At 45.7% G+C, this 15,976-nt stretch carries 13 protein-coding genes and 1 other RNA gene; 8 read left to right on the top strand and 6 right to left on the bottom strand.

All coding sequences use genetic code 11. From position 1 onward, the window contains the following. The first annotated feature begins 56 nt into the window (after window positions 1-56). The 7 genes from QUA27_RS22995 (at window position 57) to nuoK (ending at window position 6,870) form a co-directional block, all read left to right on the top strand. The gene (locus QUA27_RS22995; protein WP_333070826.1) at window positions 57-1,004 is read left to right on the top strand and encodes a hypothetical protein; all 948 of its coding nucleotides are present in this window, start codon (window positions 57-59) and stop codon (window positions 1,002-1,004) included. 237 nt (window positions 1,005-1,241) lie between these two features. Next, window positions 1,242-3,020 (top strand): serine/threonine protein kinase, encoded by a 1,779-nt coding sequence (locus tag QUA27_RS23000; protein ID WP_333070828.1) that lies wholly within the window; start codon window positions 1,242-1,244, stop codon window positions 3,018-3,020. A gap of 187 nt (window positions 3,021-3,207) precedes the next feature. Then, window positions 3,208-3,598: a transfer-messenger RNA gene (gene ssrA / locus QUA27_RS23005) on the top strand. A gap of 349 nt (window positions 3,599-3,947) precedes the next feature. Beyond that, window positions 3,948-5,066 (top strand): NADH-quinone oxidoreductase subunit NuoH, encoded by a 1,119-nt coding sequence (gene nuoH / locus QUA27_RS23010; protein WP_333070830.1) that lies wholly within the window; start codon window positions 3,948-3,950, stop codon window positions 5,064-5,066. Window positions 5,067-5,169: 103 nt separating this feature from the next. Then, window positions 5,170-5,745: an NAD(P)H-quinone oxidoreductase subunit I gene (gene ndhI, locus QUA27_RS23015; protein ID WP_333042046.1), complete on the top strand. Its 576-nt coding sequence runs from the start codon at window positions 5,170-5,172 to the stop codon at window positions 5,743-5,745. 116 nt (window positions 5,746-5,861) lie between these two features. After that, on the top strand, window positions 5,862-6,485 hold the full coding sequence (locus tag QUA27_RS23020) for an NADH-quinone oxidoreductase subunit J (protein ID WP_333070831.1): 624 nt from the start codon (window positions 5,862-5,864) through the stop codon (window positions 6,483-6,485). A 79-nt stretch (window positions 6,486-6,564) separates the two neighbouring features. Continuing rightward, window positions 6,565-6,870 (top strand): NADH-quinone oxidoreductase subunit NuoK, encoded by a 306-nt coding sequence (nuoK, locus tag QUA27_RS23025; protein WP_228042566.1) that lies wholly within the window; start codon window positions 6,565-6,567, stop codon window positions 6,868-6,870. A gap of 91 nt (window positions 6,871-6,961) precedes the next feature. Here nuoK and folB read toward each other — a convergent pair whose 3' ends face one another. The 4 genes from folB to QUA27_RS23045 form a co-directional block, all read right to left on the bottom strand. Beyond that, window positions 6,962-7,318: a dihydroneopterin aldolase gene (gene folB, locus QUA27_RS23030; RefSeq protein WP_333070833.1), complete on the bottom strand. Its 357-nt coding sequence runs from the start codon at window positions 7,316-7,318 to the stop codon at window positions 6,962-6,964. Between the two features lie 153 nt (window positions 7,319-7,471). Further along, on the bottom strand, window positions 7,472-8,839 hold the full coding sequence (locus QUA27_RS23035) for a protein kinase domain-containing protein (protein WP_333070834.1): 1,368 nt from the start codon (window positions 8,837-8,839) through the stop codon (window positions 7,472-7,474). A gap of 424 nt (window positions 8,840-9,263) precedes the next feature. Next, window positions 9,264-10,373: a formylglycine-generating enzyme family protein gene (locus tag QUA27_RS23040; protein ID WP_333070837.1), complete on the bottom strand. Its 1,110-nt coding sequence runs from the start codon at window positions 10,371-10,373 to the stop codon at window positions 9,264-9,266. Between the two features lie 130 nt (window positions 10,374-10,503). Further along, window positions 10,504-11,787, bottom strand: coding sequence for a glutamate-5-semialdehyde dehydrogenase (locus QUA27_RS23045; protein ID WP_333070839.1), 1,284 nt, complete (start codon window positions 11,785-11,787; stop codon window positions 10,504-10,506). A 226-nt stretch (window positions 11,788-12,013) separates the two neighbouring features. Here QUA27_RS23045 and QUA27_RS23050 point away from each other — a divergent pair, with 226 nt between their 5' ends. Continuing rightward, window positions 12,014-13,726: a zinc metalloprotease HtpX gene (locus QUA27_RS23050; protein WP_333070840.1), complete on the top strand. Its 1,713-nt coding sequence runs from the start codon at window positions 12,014-12,016 to the stop codon at window positions 13,724-13,726. A gap of 339 nt (window positions 13,727-14,065) precedes the next feature. On the opposite strand, the gene QUA27_RS23055 is transcribed toward QUA27_RS23050, so the two are convergent. Continuing rightward, on the bottom strand, window positions 14,066-15,139 hold the full coding sequence (locus QUA27_RS23055) for a class I SAM-dependent methyltransferase (RefSeq protein ID WP_333070841.1): 1,074 nt from the start codon (window positions 15,137-15,139) through the stop codon (window positions 14,066-14,068). A gap of 81 nt (window positions 15,140-15,220) precedes the next feature. After that, window positions 15,221-15,943, bottom strand: a complete 723-nt coding sequence (locus tag QUA27_RS23060) for a peptidylprolyl isomerase (protein ID WP_333070843.1) — start codon at window positions 15,941-15,943, stop codon at window positions 15,221-15,223. Window positions 15,944-15,976 lie beyond the last annotated feature (33 nt).

Here is a 15,976-nt window from a genome sequence, read left to right on the forward strand (position 1 = left end):
CAAGTTACTAAAAAAGATATTCATAACTGGTTTGCTCATTGTTGTTACTGTACCTCATGACTATAGTAAACGCTATAGATAGTCTCCACAAGGAGACGCAAGCTTTTACAGAAGGGAAATTATTGGATGTAGAAGATTCTATTTTTTGTTATCTAAAAGCACAAGAAGATAGCCAACAATGGGAGAGTTTCTGCGATAAATACAAGATAAATATTTCACCTGAATTTCAGAAAGTCTTGATAGAGTTGGGAATTAAGAACTGGATCGCGCAGAGTTTTTCAAATCCGAACTTGGGCTTGCCTATTACTACTCCTCAATTATTTACTGAAAAACAATTTTTTAGTATTTATGTCCGCAGCCCCAAAAACAAGGAAGCTAAAGCGGTTGCGGTAGAATTTCTGTACAAAGATGGTTGCATATATATAAAAAATGTAATGCACGATTTGAAACAAATAGAATCTAAATTTCGATTCTTAAGAAGGAAAAAAAATCAGTCCGAAAAATTAATTAACGACCAAAAATATTTTGTAGATCAATCAGAGGATCTGTATATTAGTTGTTATACAGATGATTTTTATACACCAACGTTAATTGGACGGACTGGTATTATTGAAGACTTGGAAAGCGGAGAACTAACAATAGATCGAAAAAACAAAAGTGAAAATAGTAGTAGATTTTTACCTTTGGTATCCCATTACAACAGCGAGATTAAACCTATTAACAGAATCCAAAAGATGATATCTTTGGATTTAAAGAACGAAATATTTATTCAGTATTATGTTCCTCCCGCGCAAAATATCGTAGGAGTGATTAAGAAAGGGTTTAAAGTCTATCATTTGATTGGGAAGAAATATTCAGGAGAGTCAATTCCCACATCTGAGCTGATCGAGCATCCCATCACAGCTTTACATCTTAGTACGCTAACTCACAATGTTTTAAAAATCGGGGAAAACAGTCAATCGTCATTGTTACAAAAAGTAGCACAAGTATTAATTGAAAATTGAAACAAGGCTGAATTTGAATTCTGATTCCAGAAAAAATCCAGATATTTCAGAGATCGGAGAAGATCATCGGATAAACTCACGTCTGGTCTGAGGCCGGAGACAAGTATCAACGTCAGCTAGAAGCCAACCTGCTACTTAGAGCCGATCGAGGATTGCGATCGCCATTTAGACTGGTAACTTGGCAGACCATACGTGTCATAATCAGCGATATTATCTGGTACGCGATCGCCTGAACCTATGGATGCGCTAATCGGCAAAACTTTACAGGGTGGAAAATACACCCTAGAACAAGAATTGGGAAGAGGCGGCTTTGGAATAACTTTCCGGGCAAATCACCGCTATTTAGGACAGCCTGTAGTCATTAAAACCCTCAACGAATCTCTGCGGCAGCAACCCAATTTTGCTGAGTTCGATCGCAAGTTTCAAGACGAAGCGAGGCGGTTGGCTTCCTGCGTTCATCCGAATATTGTCCGCGTCAGCGATTTCTTTGTCGAAGACGGCCAGCCTTACATGGTGATGGACTACATTGCCGGTCAGAATTTGGCAGATGTAGTCGGTTCAAATCATCCGCTGCCAGAAAATCTTGCAATTCTCTACATCACTCAAATTGGGGCTGCTTTAAAAGTTGTTCATCAAAAGGGTTTGCTGCACCGAGATGTCAAGCCGCAAAACATTCTTTTGCGCCAAGGTACTCAGGAAGTCGTGCTGATTGATTTTGGCATAGCCCGCGAGTTTACTCCCGGTGCAACCCAAAGTCACACTAATATGGTGTCCGACGGCTACGCGCCCCCAGAACAGTATTTCGCCCAAGGAAAATATACGCCCGCCACAGATGTTTACGGTATGGCGGCGACGCTTTACACTCTGCTGACAGCACAGGTGCCGGTGGCTGCAATTTTGCGTACCAGTCAGCCGATGCCTTCGCCCCGCGACTTGCAGCCTCAGCTAAGTACGACAGTCAGCCAAGCCGTGATGCGCGGGATGACGGTAGAAGCTCAAAATCGCCCTGCTAGCGTCGATGAGTGGCTGTCGCTGCTGCAGGGGCAGCCTGTTGGTGCAGCGTCGCCGAGCACCGGGCCGACGGTGGCAGTGATTCCGGGACACGGGCCTCAGTCGCCTGCGGGTTCCAGAACAGCGCCTGCTGTGGTGTCTTCTGGGGGAGGCCACCGCAAGGTTTGGTGGATTTTGGGGTTCGTGGCGATCGCACTTATTGTTGCAGGTTTGGTCGGTATTGCTAGGGTTTTCCTCAACCGGCCGTCTTCAGAACCCGCACCGGTGGCCCAGGACGATCGCACTTCGGCCCCTGCAGATCCAGACGCGCGCTCGAGCCCCGCACCAATTCCCGTGCCGACACCAACGCCAGCCCCGACTCGCAGAGAAACTCCAGCACCCGCTGCTGAAACTCCAGCACCCGCTGCTGAAACTCCAGCGCCTGCTGTTGAAACTCCAGCGCCGGATGCTGAAACTCCAACACCAGCCCCAGCGCCAACACCAGCGCCTTCTCCGGAAGCTGTCGAACCCACACCAACGGAAAAACTTGTTGACAAAGAGTTGCCCCCAGATCGATCGCCCGCACCCAGCGAACAACCGGGAACCAATGATCGGAAGACTCCCACAATCCCTGGGTTTGCGGTTGGTACGGCGGAAAGTCAGATTTTATCTGAATTGGGAGAACCCACTGACTCTCAAGCGCGGGGCTATTGGCCAAATACTCGCACCGCACTTTACGAAATATTGCCAAATCGGATTACTCTCGGCTACATTTACGATCGCGATTCGGGCCAGCTAGTACAAACAGAGGGTTCTTTTGCCCAGTCAGTGGACGATTTGGTGGTGCGAACCGCGTTAAACGGGATGGTGGGCGGCGCCAGCAGGGAAATTTTGCAAGGCTTGGGCGACGTGCAGCAACGCCGGAGTAATCGGTTTACGTTTAGGAAGGGTTCGCTCGAAGGGATGATCGAACGCAATGAGCGCGATCGGATTTACATCGGCGTCTGGGACGACAACTTGCATTAATTAGGGATGACGCACGGGTGGTCAGAAGCAGGTTTTTTTTCCTAGATACTTCGTTACAGCCCGCATCAACCGCAAAAAACCCGGTTTCTTTAATCCCCAATCCAAAATCCAAAATCCAAAATCCAAAATCTAAAATCCCTTGACTTGACGCAACACGAAATATTGTCTATGATTAAAGAATGCACGAGGGGCTGTAATGGTTTCGACAGGGTGGCGAAAGCTGCTCCGTGATGCAGGTCGAGAGGGAGTCTACTCTCGTTAATATCGGCTCAAAAAAAATAGTAAATGCGAACAACATCGTTCCTTTCGCTCGCAAAGCCGTAGCTGTAGCCTAAAAACTTCTTGAGCTCGGTTTAGAGTGTATGCCACCTCACTCCGTTAACGGTAGCATAACAACCCCCAACGGATGCCCTAGCTAAACGTTTCTAGTCGGCTAGCTAGGAAAGCAATCACTAGAAAATCCCCCCATTTGGGATAAAGATGGTTCCCGCCCTGAGGATTAGAAGGGATAAACCTGTGAACGATCGGAAGGTAAATACCCGCTTTGGACGGCAGTTCGATTCTGCCCAGTTCCATAAAAAAAGTGACGTAAAATCAATGGTTTAAGCCATTTGAAAGCCACTTTACAGCATTAAAAGGGCCCAGAGTTAACTCTGGGCCCTTTTGTTTGGCATTCAATCTAAAACCTAAAACCTAAAATCTAAAATGGCTCGGCTAAGTAAAAATACATAAATTACCCATCCATTAGCTACGCTGCAGGCTCCTATAATTAGAACTTCACCCTGTCTGTGCGTTCTTGGAGCCTGTCGGGCGATATACTATTAGGCGGTAAAGCATTAAAAATCTTTACAAAGACCCCGATTTCTAAGCCTACTCCTACGAAGGACGGGTGAAAAATTATATGCTGATCGCTCAAAAGCTGGACAAATGAACCCAGGAATTGACTTACAAGGAAGTTTCGTAGAAGCCCTCATGAATTTGGGCTTACCGGCGGACATCGCCCAAGTGCTTTGGCTACCGCTGCCAATGTTGCTGATGATTGTCGCTGCCGTTTTCGGGGTACTCACTAGCGTCTGGCTGGAACGGAAAATTTCCGCCGCCGCTCAACAGCGGGTAGGCCCGGAATTCATCGGCCCTCTGGGAGTTTTAGCACCCGTTGCTGACGGTCTGAAGTTGGTATTCAAAGAAGACATCGTACCTGCAAAAGCTGACGCGCTGCTATTTACCCTAGGCCCGGTAATTGTGGTGATTCCAGTTTTTCTCTCCTACTTAATCGTTCCCTTCGGAGAGCATATGCTGATCGCCGATATGGGGACAGCGATATTTCTGTGGATTGCTCTTTCTAGCATTCAGCCGATCGGCTTGCTGATGTCCGGCTATGCTTCAAACAACAAATACGCCCTCCTCGGCGGACTCAGAGCCGCGGCTCAATCCCTCAGCTACGAAATTCCCCTAGCTTTGGCAGTATTGGCAGTCGTGATGATGTCCAACAGCCTCAGTACGATCGACATCGTACACCAGCAAGCCGGCTACGGCATTCTCGGCTGGAATATCTGGCGGCAACCTGCAGGTTTCCTGATTTTCTGGATCGCAGCACTAGCAGAATGCGAACGCTTGCCCTTTGACCTCCCGGAAGCAGAAGAAGAATTGGTAGCAGGATATCAGACTGAGTACACAGGCATGAAATTTGCTTTGTACTATATCGCTTCCTACGTTAACCTCGTCCTTTCTTGCCTGCTAGTAGCAGTTTTGTACCTCGGCGGCTGGGAATGCCCGATTCCTGTCGAAGTGCTGACAAATGCCCTGGGAGTGAGCGAGACGACTCCTTGGTTGCAGGTAATTACCGGCTTGGTGGGCATTACGATGACCATGTTGAAAGCCTACTTTTTCCTGTTTCTGGCAGTTCTGCTCCGCTGGACTCTGCCGCGAGTTCGGATCGACCAATTGCTAGATTTGGGATGGAAGTTTTTACTTCCCGTTGCTCTAGTTAATTTGCTATTGACCGCAGCTTTGAAACTTGCCTTTCCCTTTGCTTTTGGCGGTTAATTAATAATAGGTAAAGGGCAACAGCTAAACCAAAATAGCTGTTAACCAATTACCTATTATTAATTATCAATTACCAAAAACTCAAGTACAGAGAGAGAACACCATGCTAAAATTCCTCAATCAAGTAGGCGAATACGCCAAAGAGACTCTTCAAGCTGCTAAGTATATCGGTCAAGGGCTATCTGTTACTTTTGACCACATGAGACGCCGGCCGATTACGGTGCAGTATCCTTACGAGAAACTAATTCCTTCGGAACGTTTCCGGGGTCGAATTCACTTTGAATTTGACAAGTGCATCTCCTGCGAAGTCTGCGTTCGGGTGTGTCCGATCAATTTGCCTGTAGTGGATTGGGAATTTAACAAAGAAACTAAGAAGAAGCAGCTCAAGCACTACAGTATCGATTTCGGAGTGTGTATCTTCTGCGGCAACTGCGTAGAATATTGTCCGACTAATTGTTTGTCGATGACAGAAGAGTATGAGTTGGCAACCTACGAACGTCATGAATTGAATTTTGACAACGTGGCCCTCGGACGTTTACCCTACAAGGTTACAGACGATCCGATGGTGACACCGATGCGGGAATTCGCTTATTTGCCGAAAGGTGCGATCGACCCTCATGAAGTTTCCTACACCGATCGCCGCGCCGGTCTGCGTCCAGAGGAAATTATCGAAAAGTAAGTAATTAGTCATTAGTCAGCAGTCATCAGTCATTAGTGAAATAACCAATTATTAATGACTGCTAACTAATGAGTAAAAACGAACAATAGAAAACTAATAATTGAGGATAAAAAATTGTGAATCTAGCTGAAGGGGTTCAAATTGTTTCATTTGGCATACTGTCGGTAATGATGATTGCAGGAGCACTAGGAGTAGTGCTGTTCTCAAATATCGTTTACTCAGCATTTTTGCTGTGCGGCGTATTTACCAGCATTGCCGGCTTGTACCTGTTGCTGAATGCCGACTTTGTAGCAGCAGCGCAGGTATTGATTTATGTTGGCGCTGTTAACGTCTTGATTTTGTTTGCGATTATGTTGGTAAACAAGCGAGAAGATTTCCGCACAATTCCCAACGCTTGGGTGCGTCAAGTAGCAACAGCAGTAGTTTGCGTAGGCTTGTTTGCGCTGTTGGGTACGATGGTGGTTTCTACTCCTTGGGCTATTGTCGCGACGACAGGAGCACCTGCCGAAAGTTCGATCGTCACTATCGCCAAACATTTTTTCACCGACTTTTTGCTGCCTTTCGAGTTAGCATCAGTGTTTTTGTTGATGGCAATGGTGGGAGCCATTGTGTTGGCGCGCCGCGATTTCTTCCCGGATGAACTGTCAAAGAAGCTATCAGAAACACCTGCTTTGAGTTTGCCGGAAAGACCTCGCGAATTAGTTTCTGCCGGAGATGTGTCTTCGCCAGAATCTAAGTAATATTATGGTGCGCTAAGCGCACCATAGTCTTAGTTTTGTAGTAACTTTAGATTGAGACAAAATCGCAAAATTTATGCAACTGCAACTCCAGTATTTCCTGTTATTAGCCGCCGCACTTTTCTGTATTGGTATTTACGGTTTGATTACCAGCAGAAATGCAGTGCGCGTGTTGATGTCGATCGAGTTGATGCTGAATGCTGTCAATCTCAATTTGATGGGTTTCTCCAATTATCTCGACCCTGTACAAATTAAGGGGCAAGTATTTACCGTGTTTGTAGTTACGGTAGCGGCGGCTGAAGCTGCGGTGGGTTTGGCAATTGTTTTGGCGATTTATCGCAACCGCAATACCGTAGACATGGAAGAATTTAACTTGCTGAAGTGGTAATTAATCAATAGTCATCAGTCATCAGTCATCAGTCATTAGCGACCAACTAATGCAGATTAAAGACTGATGACTAAGGACTAAGAACTAATAACTAATGACTTCTAGTAATTTCTAGAGTAATTCTACCCCCGAAATCAGGGATGGGGGCAGCAGGTTTCGAGAGTTGTAGTTTAACTTTTTCGACTAAGGGTAGTTGTAAAAGCGCTTGAGCAATAGTATCTGCTAGGCGTTCGATTAATAAAAATTTGGACTCTTGGACTAGCTTTTGAATCAGAGTAATTGCGCTGCGGTAATCAAGAGTATGTTGAATATCATCACTTTTTCCAGCTTGCGATAAATCCAGCCAGAGAGTAACATCCACTTCAAACCACTGCCCCAAAACTTGCTCTTCCGGCAGATAGCCCGTATATCCGTAGCAGCGAATTCCTGTAAGTTGAATAGAATCCATTTTGCAATAAACTAAAAGTGCGTTGTCTATACCAATTTGTATTAAACCAGATAAAGTTCTCTTTCTCTTCCCTCTCTTTTTGTGCCCTGTTCCTTCTCTCTCTGCGCCCTCTGCGCCCTCTGCGGTTAAATCAGTCTTATTTTATCTTAAATTTCACAACCGTCCTCCTTTCTCCAACTTGTCCAGTAAATCCTCAGCAACTTCATACCATTTCCGCCTAATTTCAGCATCTTCTGGCTTTTCTGTCAAGCTGCGCCCTTGTAATTCGGGATATTTATTGTAATATAATTCATCAACTTTTTGATAGAATATATCTTGCTCAATGTTGAGATTTTTGCGTCGTTTGCCAATATTTTCTTGACGAATTATTTCGGCTTCCTCTAAGGACGTATCGAGAGGTTGCTGGCGCGAAGTAAATTTAGGTAAATCCGGCAACTTTGGCAACGTGAAACCAGATTTGACTACACTAAAAGCTAAAATTCCGGGCACCAAAATCACACTTAAACTCCCTAGGGTTTTCCAAGGAATTAACTTGAATGTGCTGTTGTTATTAACAATTGGAGGATTTTGGTGAACAGGAGTATGATTGCTGGTAGCAGTTTGAGTGCTATTTTTGAACGGGCGGCCGACAAAGTTCATTGTCACCATTTGGGAAATTATACTGCCAATTTGAGAGAGTTTTGGATCTTTGAGTGCTTCGCGGACTGCTTTTGCAGATTGGTAGCGATCGCCCGGTTGCTCTGCTAACATCCGATCCAATACCGTGGCTAAATTTGAGCTGACACTGACGTGCGATCGCCAATCCCAAGTTTTATTATTGATATCGTACAATTTTTGAGGCTTTTTGCCGCTTAACAGTACCAAAGCCGTGACGGCTAAAGCATACAAATCGCTAGCGGCAGAAACTTTACCCAGCCGCATTTGTTCGGCCGGCGAATAACCCTGTTTGCCGATCGCCGTATCAGATTGTCCGTTAAACTGAACTACGGCATTTGCTGCGATTTGCTTAACAGAACCGAAATCAATTAAAAAGGGTAATTTGTCAGCCTCATGCTGAATAATATTATCCGGGGAAATATCGCGGTGAATTAAATTTTTTGAGTGGATGTATTCTAAAACTGGTAAAAGCTGAAATAGCAGTTGAGTAACTTCGGCTTCGGTAAAATTTTTACCTTCCTGCTGGCGCGATCTCAATATTTCTTCGTAGGTTTGACCCTCGATATAATCTTGTACTAAAAATAAAGATGGATTCCCCCCCAAATCCGTTCGCAGGAGTTCTCGAAACCTTGGAATTTGCGGGTGTTGGAGGTGGTAAAGCATACTCGCTTCGCGATCGAACAATTCGGCCGCTTTCGGGCTGTGAACCACCGGAGAAAACTCTTTGAGTACGCAAGATTCGTTGTAGCGATTGATATCTTCGGCGAGGTAAGTGCGCCCGAAGCCACCGCGGCCTAATTCGCGGAGAATGCGGTAGCGTTTTTCGAGAGTCGAACCTGGGGCGAGGAGGGAGGAGTTAGACATAAACCACGGCAAATTGTTCGAGTTGGGGAGTCGCGGAGCACAGTATAGCTCATTGTAGCTAAGTTTGTTTGAATGCGAGGGCGATCGCTTTTTTTTGGGATGGATGAAGGAGAAGGGACACTTTGCTTAAGATGCAGTATCTACAGGATATTGGGTGGGTTTTACCAGCCATGTATGTCGGAAAGAAACAATAATATAACAGCGCACTCTTAAAATCATCCCCACTGCGATCGCGCTTATTCACCTACTTTTTCTGCTAACTTATGCTCTTTGAAAGCTTCTAACAGCTTTCTATTTTAAAATTTAGGTACAATTCGATTTCGATCGCCCTCCGGCCTTCATGGAAAAAGAAAAAGTGCAGAGAATTCAAGGGTAGAGAAGAGTTCTCGCGGGAAGACTAAAGCACATAACCGAAAACCCGAGACTACGCAGAAACTAGAGCAACACGAAAACCGTAGTGTACGGGTCCGTCCGCCCAAGCGCAATTACGCATGGCACTGCGGCATTCATCCAAATAGGAGCACCAGTCGCCACCACGCGCCACCCGCACATGATTTGTGCCAGTTTCCCAGCCAGTTTCCCAGAAACTGCCGTCAGTTGGTGCGCCCTGATAGTTTTCGTACCACCTATCGCTGCACCACTCCCAAACATTGCCGTGCATATCGTACAGCCCAAAGGCATTGGGGGGAAAGCTCCCGACATCAGTTGTTCGTCCGAATGTACCCAGTATTGCTCTGGTTGAGTGTTCGGGCAATCCTAGCTCACAATTGACTAAAGCGGAGGTAGTTTCCCCAAAATGGAATGGGGTTGTTGTACCAGCACGACAGGCGTATTCCCATTCTGCTTCACTCAGGAGACGATATTTTTTCTTGGTTTGTTGGGAAAGTTTTCCACAGAATTCAACAGCATCATACCAGGATACACATTCAACAGGAAGTTGTTCACCTTTGAAATGTGATGGGTTGTTTCCTATCACTGCTTGCCACTGTGCTTGAGTGATCGGGTATTTTCCGGCATAAAAAGCGGGTACTTTTACTTGATGCTGCGGACTTTCATTATCACTTCTAAATCTCTCTGTTTCTGGCGAACCCATCATAAATGTGCCACCGGGAATATATACCATTTCCAGCACAACTGAGTTCCCTAAGTCTTCGGGTAAAAAGTGAGCATAATGATGGTGGCGATTGTTTTCTTTTCCTTCAGCATCAACTGTTATGACATCAAAGTCAAAAGTCGGCAAGTAGTGGTGGAAGTGCCCTTTTATATTTAGTTGATTTTTATGCTTCAGCAGCGAATAGGCTGCAAATTTGACCTCTATTGATTCATCTTGCAGTGCGCCAATTATTAAATCTAAGCCAGTTTCTCCATATTTAATCGCTTCTGAAAGTGCGGTGATTCTGACTTCCACAGCGGGTGATGCCAAACGACTTTTAACGCCGGAAATCCCACCTAAAACGGCGGCACCGAATGGTGCTTGAGATTCACCGCCCTTTACGGCATCGTATTTTCTGGGTTGATTTGGATTTTCTGTCATAATCGGGACTTAGGTAAGTGTCACCCTTCTATCCAGTTGTAGGGTGGGTCAAACTCAGTTCTAGGGTGATTATTCAGGGCATAGAATTCTGACTCACCATACTAATTATGCCAGTTGCGTAAATCTTGTATTACAAATCTCGATGCGTAAATTCCTTCGCATCCTTCCCTACATAACTAGCGGCCACATGACCATCTCCAACAACTCGATACTTATAGGTAATCAACCCCTCTAAACCAACAGGCCCGCGAGGTGGCATTTGCTGCGTGCTAATCCCCACTTCTGCACCGAAGCCGTAGCGGAAACCGTCGGCAAATCGAGTCGAACAATTGTGATAAACTCCGGCCGCATCGACTCCATTTAAAAAAGTTTCGGCGGCTTCGGTGTCTTCGGTAACAATGACATCTGTGTGTCTCGAACCGTAAGTATTGATATGGTTAATTGCCTCTTCCACAGAATCTACTATTTTGATTGACAAAATCAAATCGCTGTATTCTGTAGACCAATCCGCTTCATTTGCTTCGGCAATATTTTCGAGGATGGCGCGAGTTTTTTCGTCTCCCCGCAATTCAACTTTTTTCTGCTGCAAAGCTTCGGCTACAGCGGGCAGGAATTTGGGGGCGATCGCACTGTGAACTAACAAGGTTTCAATGGCATTGCAGGCGGCTGGATACTGGGTTTTTGCGTCTACAGAAATCTCTACTGCTTTCTGAATATCCGCCGCTTTGTCTGCGTACAAATGACAAATTCCGTCGGCGTGTCCCAAGACGGGAATTCGCGTATTTTCTTGCACAAACCGCACGAATGAATTAGAACCTCTGGGAATAATCAAATCTACATATTCATCCATTTTTAGCAGTTCGATTGTTTCTTCCCGCGTGGTGAGCAACTGCACGACTTCTGGATTAACCGCAGTTTCTGCTAATGCTTGATGTATCACTTGTGTCAATACTTCGCAGGAACGTACTGCTTCTTTGCCGCCTTTGAGAATGACGCCATTTCCCGATTTAATTGCCAAGGATACTATCTGAATTAAAGCTTCGGGGCGCGCTTCAAAAATAATGCCTAAAACGCCCAAAGGACAGGTGACGCGCTTCAGAATTAATCCTGTATCCAATTCACGGTGAATTTGCACGACACCGATCGGCTCAGGAAGTTTCGCAACGTCGCGCACGCCCGCGATCGCACTTTTCAACTTGCTCTCATCCAACTTTAGGCGATCGTACAGCGGTTTCGCAATTCCATCCACCTCAGCCGCCTTGCAGTCAGCCGCATTCGCCGCCAAAATATCCGGCGCAGCAGCTTCTAAAGCTTTCGCAATAGCTTCAATAGCTTGATTTTTTGCCTCAGCGGACAAAACTGCCAACTTTCTAGCAGATACGCGCGTTTTTTGGGCAATTTCAATAATAGACATGGCAGTAACTTTTAAATAGTTTTGATTGTTGGGTTTTGAATTTTGAGTTTTGAATTGAATCCCCCGAAATAAATTTAGGGGCGGTTTTCAGTTTTAACAATCCTCAAGGAAATTCTATATTTTTGTTGAGATCCCTTACAGGGATTCGCATTTACAGGTTAAAACAGTGAAGTATAGATAAAATCTCACGATCATTTCCATTTGTCAATAACCTTTGGAGATTATTATGTCATCTCACGCCCCTTTACGCAAGGCAGGGCGATCGCCCAAAGCAGGCATTAAACTGATACAGAAAACTGGCGGAAATCTCGTTTTAGCTTCCGGCGTTACCATCACCATGCTCTTTGGTATGGTGTTAGCGCTATCCTTAGCCTCAGTTTTGATTATCAACAGTCCCGATCCAGTCCTCGGATTGGCGATCGCACTTCCCATAACTCTGATTTTTAACATCGCTGCTTTTTTCCTATCGCCTTACTTGATGGACTTAAGCCAAAATTGGCTGTACAATACTCGCTGGGTTTCCCTAGCAGAAATTGAAAGCCTCAGTCCCGAAACAGCGAAAGTTATTAAAAAGGTTTGCAAGCAGAAAAAACTCCAGCAGCCACGTTTAGGAATTATCGACGACCAAAACCCTACTGCTTTTACTTACGGTTCATTTCCCAACAGGGCTCGCTTAGTCGTCAGTCAAGGTCTTTTCACCTATTTAGACAACGAGGAAATTGCCACTGTTTACGCCCACGAACTCGGTCACATCGTCCACTGGGACTTTGCAGTAATGACTTTAGCTTCGACTTTGGTGCAGATTACTTATTTAATTTACACAACAGCTCAAAGAATGGGTCGAAGTGGTGGCGAAAAAGCTAAAGATGCGGTCGGCACGGTAGCTGCTGTTGCTTATTTGTTTTACATCGCCGGCACTTATTTATTACTGTATTTGTCGCGGACGCGAGAATATTTTGCAGACCATTTTGCTGCCGAAACTACTGGCAACCCCAACGCTTTATCTCGCGCTTTGGTAAAAATTGCTTACGGTATTCTGGAAGAAGGACAAAGAGCAACCGAACCCAGCCGCTTATTAGAAGGAACTCGCGCTTTAGGCATTTACGATGCCAAAGCGGCCACATCTACCGGCACTGCTTACAGGATTACTTCGGAACCGGAAAAAATTGGGCGAGTGTTTTTGTGGGATATGTTTAATCCCTGGGGTTGGTGGATGGAGTTAAACTCTACTCACCCGCTGACTGGTAAACGAGTTCGCGCTTTGAGCACTTATGCCGAACAATTAGGCTTGGATGTTGAGTTTGACATGGGCCGGATTGTCGGCGAAGGCAACGATTTGAGCAAGCGGAGATTGTACGGCAATTTTGTGTTCGATTTACTGCTGTACAGTGCAGAAACTCTGGGGTTAGCGGTGGGTTTTGCGATCGGCATTTCCCTGTATGCTGTAAACCCGATGATGATGGTTGCTTGTCCTTTAATCGCTTTGGGTGCAGGAATTTTGCTGAAGACTTTGGTGATGTTCCCCAATTACGAAGAAGCAGAACACTTGGATATTTTAACCTTAATGTCTGACCCTTATGCAAGTCCTTTGCGGGGTCAACCCGCGCAACTCCAAGGCGAATTAATTGGTCGCGGCGATGCGGGTTATACCTTCGGTTCTGATTTGAAACTGCAAGACAGAACGGGAATGATTTATCTGCGCTATGCTTCTCGTTTTGGGCCAATTGGTAATTTTCTGTTTGGCATGAAACGGGTTGAAAGTTTGATTGGAATGGATGTTACCGCTTTGGGTTGGTTCCGTCGGGGTGTTGCACCTTGGATGGATTTGATTCAGCTTGAAAGCGATAGCGGTACGACGGTTAAGAGTTATCACCGCTTCTGGTCTGTTGTGATGGGTGTAGGAGCGATCGCGATCGGTATTGTCTCGCTATTTATATAATTTCCTGCTTAAAAGTTGAAACGAATAAAGTCCTTACTACCAACAGGTTCATAGTAAAGACTTTATTCGCCTTAAGTCAGGGTTAAGCAGGAAAGCATTCGTGCCAACATAAGCAGTTGAGAGATTAACCTCTTCCTGATTAGAATCCCTGAGTGTTAAACCAGGGGCTTAACTGATGACTGAGGATTGTTAGGTGGTTTAGCTGACTTGAATTCCCGTGTGGAAAACAATTGCTTCAGGTCGATGAATACCGAAAATTGGCTGGTATCTAACAACCCAGAATTAGGCTGTTTTTTCTTCGGCATTTGTTGGCATACAGCACAAATATTGCACATGATTTTAGCTCTTTTTGATGATATAATAGTTGTTCTGGAAATCATGGGCTAGTTGCTTGAGTTCAACGCTGCTAAACGCAGCTTCGCTCAACATTTGCAGCGCTTTTTCTTGACCCCACATCGCGCCCAATCCCATGCCGCCGTAGGCTAAAGAAACAGTCATGCAGTGCATACAAGAAATCGTGTACATCAAGGGTGCAATGGGATGTTCCATGTTGCCGCCTACATCCGTGGTGCCGCGGATATCTTGCATCAGGTAAACGCCATCGGATCGCAGCGCATTGTAGATGTTTTGCAGCACAACATCTGGTCTGGCTTGATCGTGAATGGCATCGAATGTGGTAATCAAATTGTAGCGATCGCACTCATCCAATGTCGCGGCATCCTTCACCTCAAACTGGATATTATTCAACTTCCGCAATTGCGCTTCGGTGTTGGCTGTGGCGATGGCTTCTCCCGAAAAATCGTAGCCTGTGAATCGGCTATTCGGAAAGGCTTCAGCCAGCTTGTTGAGTGCTCGCCCGCTGCCGCAGCCGACATCTAGCACCTCAATACCCTTTTCCAACGCTTCGGTAAGCCCGGGAATTAGCGGCAGAATGTGGTCAAATAGAGCAGATACAACGGTTTGACCGCTATCTTCTGCCATCACGGCATGAAAACGTTTGAACTCGGAGTAGGGTACACCGCCGCCTTTGTAGAAACAATCGATAATCCGATCTTCCACCGATGCCAACACCGGAATGAATTGAGCAAAGGGGGCAATGTTGTCAGAAGCCGCAGCCCGTGTCAGGAATGCTGCATATTCTGTCGGCAAAGTGTAGGTTTTGTCGATCGAATTATAATCCACTAACCGACCCGTTACCATTGCACCGAGCCATTCCCTCACGTAGCGTTCGTTCAATCCGGCAGCATCGGCAATTTGTTGACTGGTAGAGGGCGGCAATTCTGCCATTGTGTCAAACAGTTCGGTGCGATGCCCGATCGAAATCATGACGGAGAGTGCGCCACTGTTGAGAATGTCCAGCATCCGTCCGGCGAATGCTTCTGCTTTGGTTTGATCGAATGTTTGTGTCATCATAATTTAAGCGTGATGGTATTCAAAAGTTTCTCTTTGGAAGATTGGATGTTGCCAGGGGTACGAGCGTCAGATTCCTGCCCGTCAATTCAACATTTCACCTATCTGTTCTTGCACCCAAATTTCAAACAATTCTCGCAGCAAACGTTGACGCATCGCTAAATCGAACTGAGCCGGAATCAATGTTTCTAATCTGACGATCGCCAGCCATCCTTCTATAGGGATAGGATGCCAAAGCTGAGCGGGCCGGCTTATCGCCAAAAGATGCGCCAAATTCGGGTGGATTGTGTCGAGTTCGGCCGGGCCAACGATTCCATTGACTTGAGCTTCTGGGCCTTGGGAATACTCGCGCGCCAGTTCGGCAAAGGATTGCTCTTTTTCTTGAATCCGAAAATACAGTTCTCGCGCAATTTCTGCGTCTTTAACCCGAATCAAAGAATAGATGACTCGATCTAGCGATCGCTTGCGCTGCAGAAAATAGGACTCTAGTTTGTGATGCCAATTTTGGTGTTTGAATTTCTCAATTTTGAGCAGTCGCAGAATGAAAACAGTCTCTAAAAATTCCCGACTCATCCCGTGCTGTTTTAGCCAAATTTGTTGTGTGGTTTCGTTCAGCAGTTGATTTTGTTCGTAGAACTGCTGGCTGGCATTCACGATTTCTTCAGCGGTGCAATCGATGGGGGCGATCGCTTCATCAATGATGCTCTCGCGGTATAATTGGGGCAGCATTTGGTAGCTGGCAAGTCGAGGAACTATCTCCTCCTCAGAGATGGTGCGATTGCGGATTTGTAATAAAACTGCGGTCATAACTGTCTGGCTTCAATTAAAGCCATTTGAACG

Origin of the sequence: Microcoleus harperi Pol14_C6, from assembly GCF_036701295.1 — a bacterium.
In the GTDB taxonomy this organism is placed as follows: domain Bacteria; phylum Cyanobacteriota; class Cyanobacteriia; order Cyanobacteriales; family Microcoleaceae; genus Microcoleus.

Excerpts from the sequence above, each read along its gene's own strand:
- QUA27_RS23050 (WP_333070840.1), top strand. The coding sequence starts at position 12,014 with ATGTCATCTCACGCCCCTTTACGCAAGGCAGGGCGATCGCCCAAAGCA.
- folB (WP_333070833.1), bottom strand. The coding sequence starts at position 7,318 with ATGGATTCTATTCAACTTACAGGAATTCGCTGCTACGGATATACGGGC.
- QUA27_RS22995 (WP_333070826.1), top strand. The coding sequence starts at position 57 with ATGACTATAGTAAACGCTATAGATAGTCTCCACAAGGAGACGCAAGCT.
- nuoH (WP_333070830.1), top strand. The coding sequence starts at position 3,948 with ATGAACCCAGGAATTGACTTACAAGGAAGTTTCGTAGAAGCCCTCATG.
- QUA27_RS23040 (WP_333070837.1), bottom strand. The coding sequence starts at position 10,373 with ATGACAGAAAATCCAAATCAACCCAGAAAATACGATGCCGTAAAGGGC.
- ndhI (WP_333042046.1), top strand. The coding sequence starts at position 5,170 with ATGCTAAAATTCCTCAATCAAGTAGGCGAATACGCCAAAGAGACTCTT.
- QUA27_RS23000 (WP_333070828.1), top strand. The coding sequence starts at position 1,242 with ATGGATGCGCTAATCGGCAAAACTTTACAGGGTGGAAAATACACCCTA.
- QUA27_RS23035 (WP_333070834.1), bottom strand. The coding sequence starts at position 8,839 with ATGTCTAACTCCTCCCTCCTCGCCCCAGGTTCGACTCTCGAAAAACGC.
- QUA27_RS23060 (WP_333070843.1), bottom strand. The coding sequence starts at position 15,943 with ATGACCGCAGTTTTATTACAAATCCGCAATCGCACCATCTCTGAGGAG.
- QUA27_RS23055 (WP_333070841.1), bottom strand. The coding sequence starts at position 15,139 with ATGATGACACAAACATTCGATCAAACCAAAGCAGAAGCATTCGCCGGA.
- QUA27_RS23045 (WP_333070839.1), bottom strand. The coding sequence starts at position 11,787 with ATGTCTATTATTGAAATTGCCCAAAAAACGCGCGTATCTGCTAGAAAG.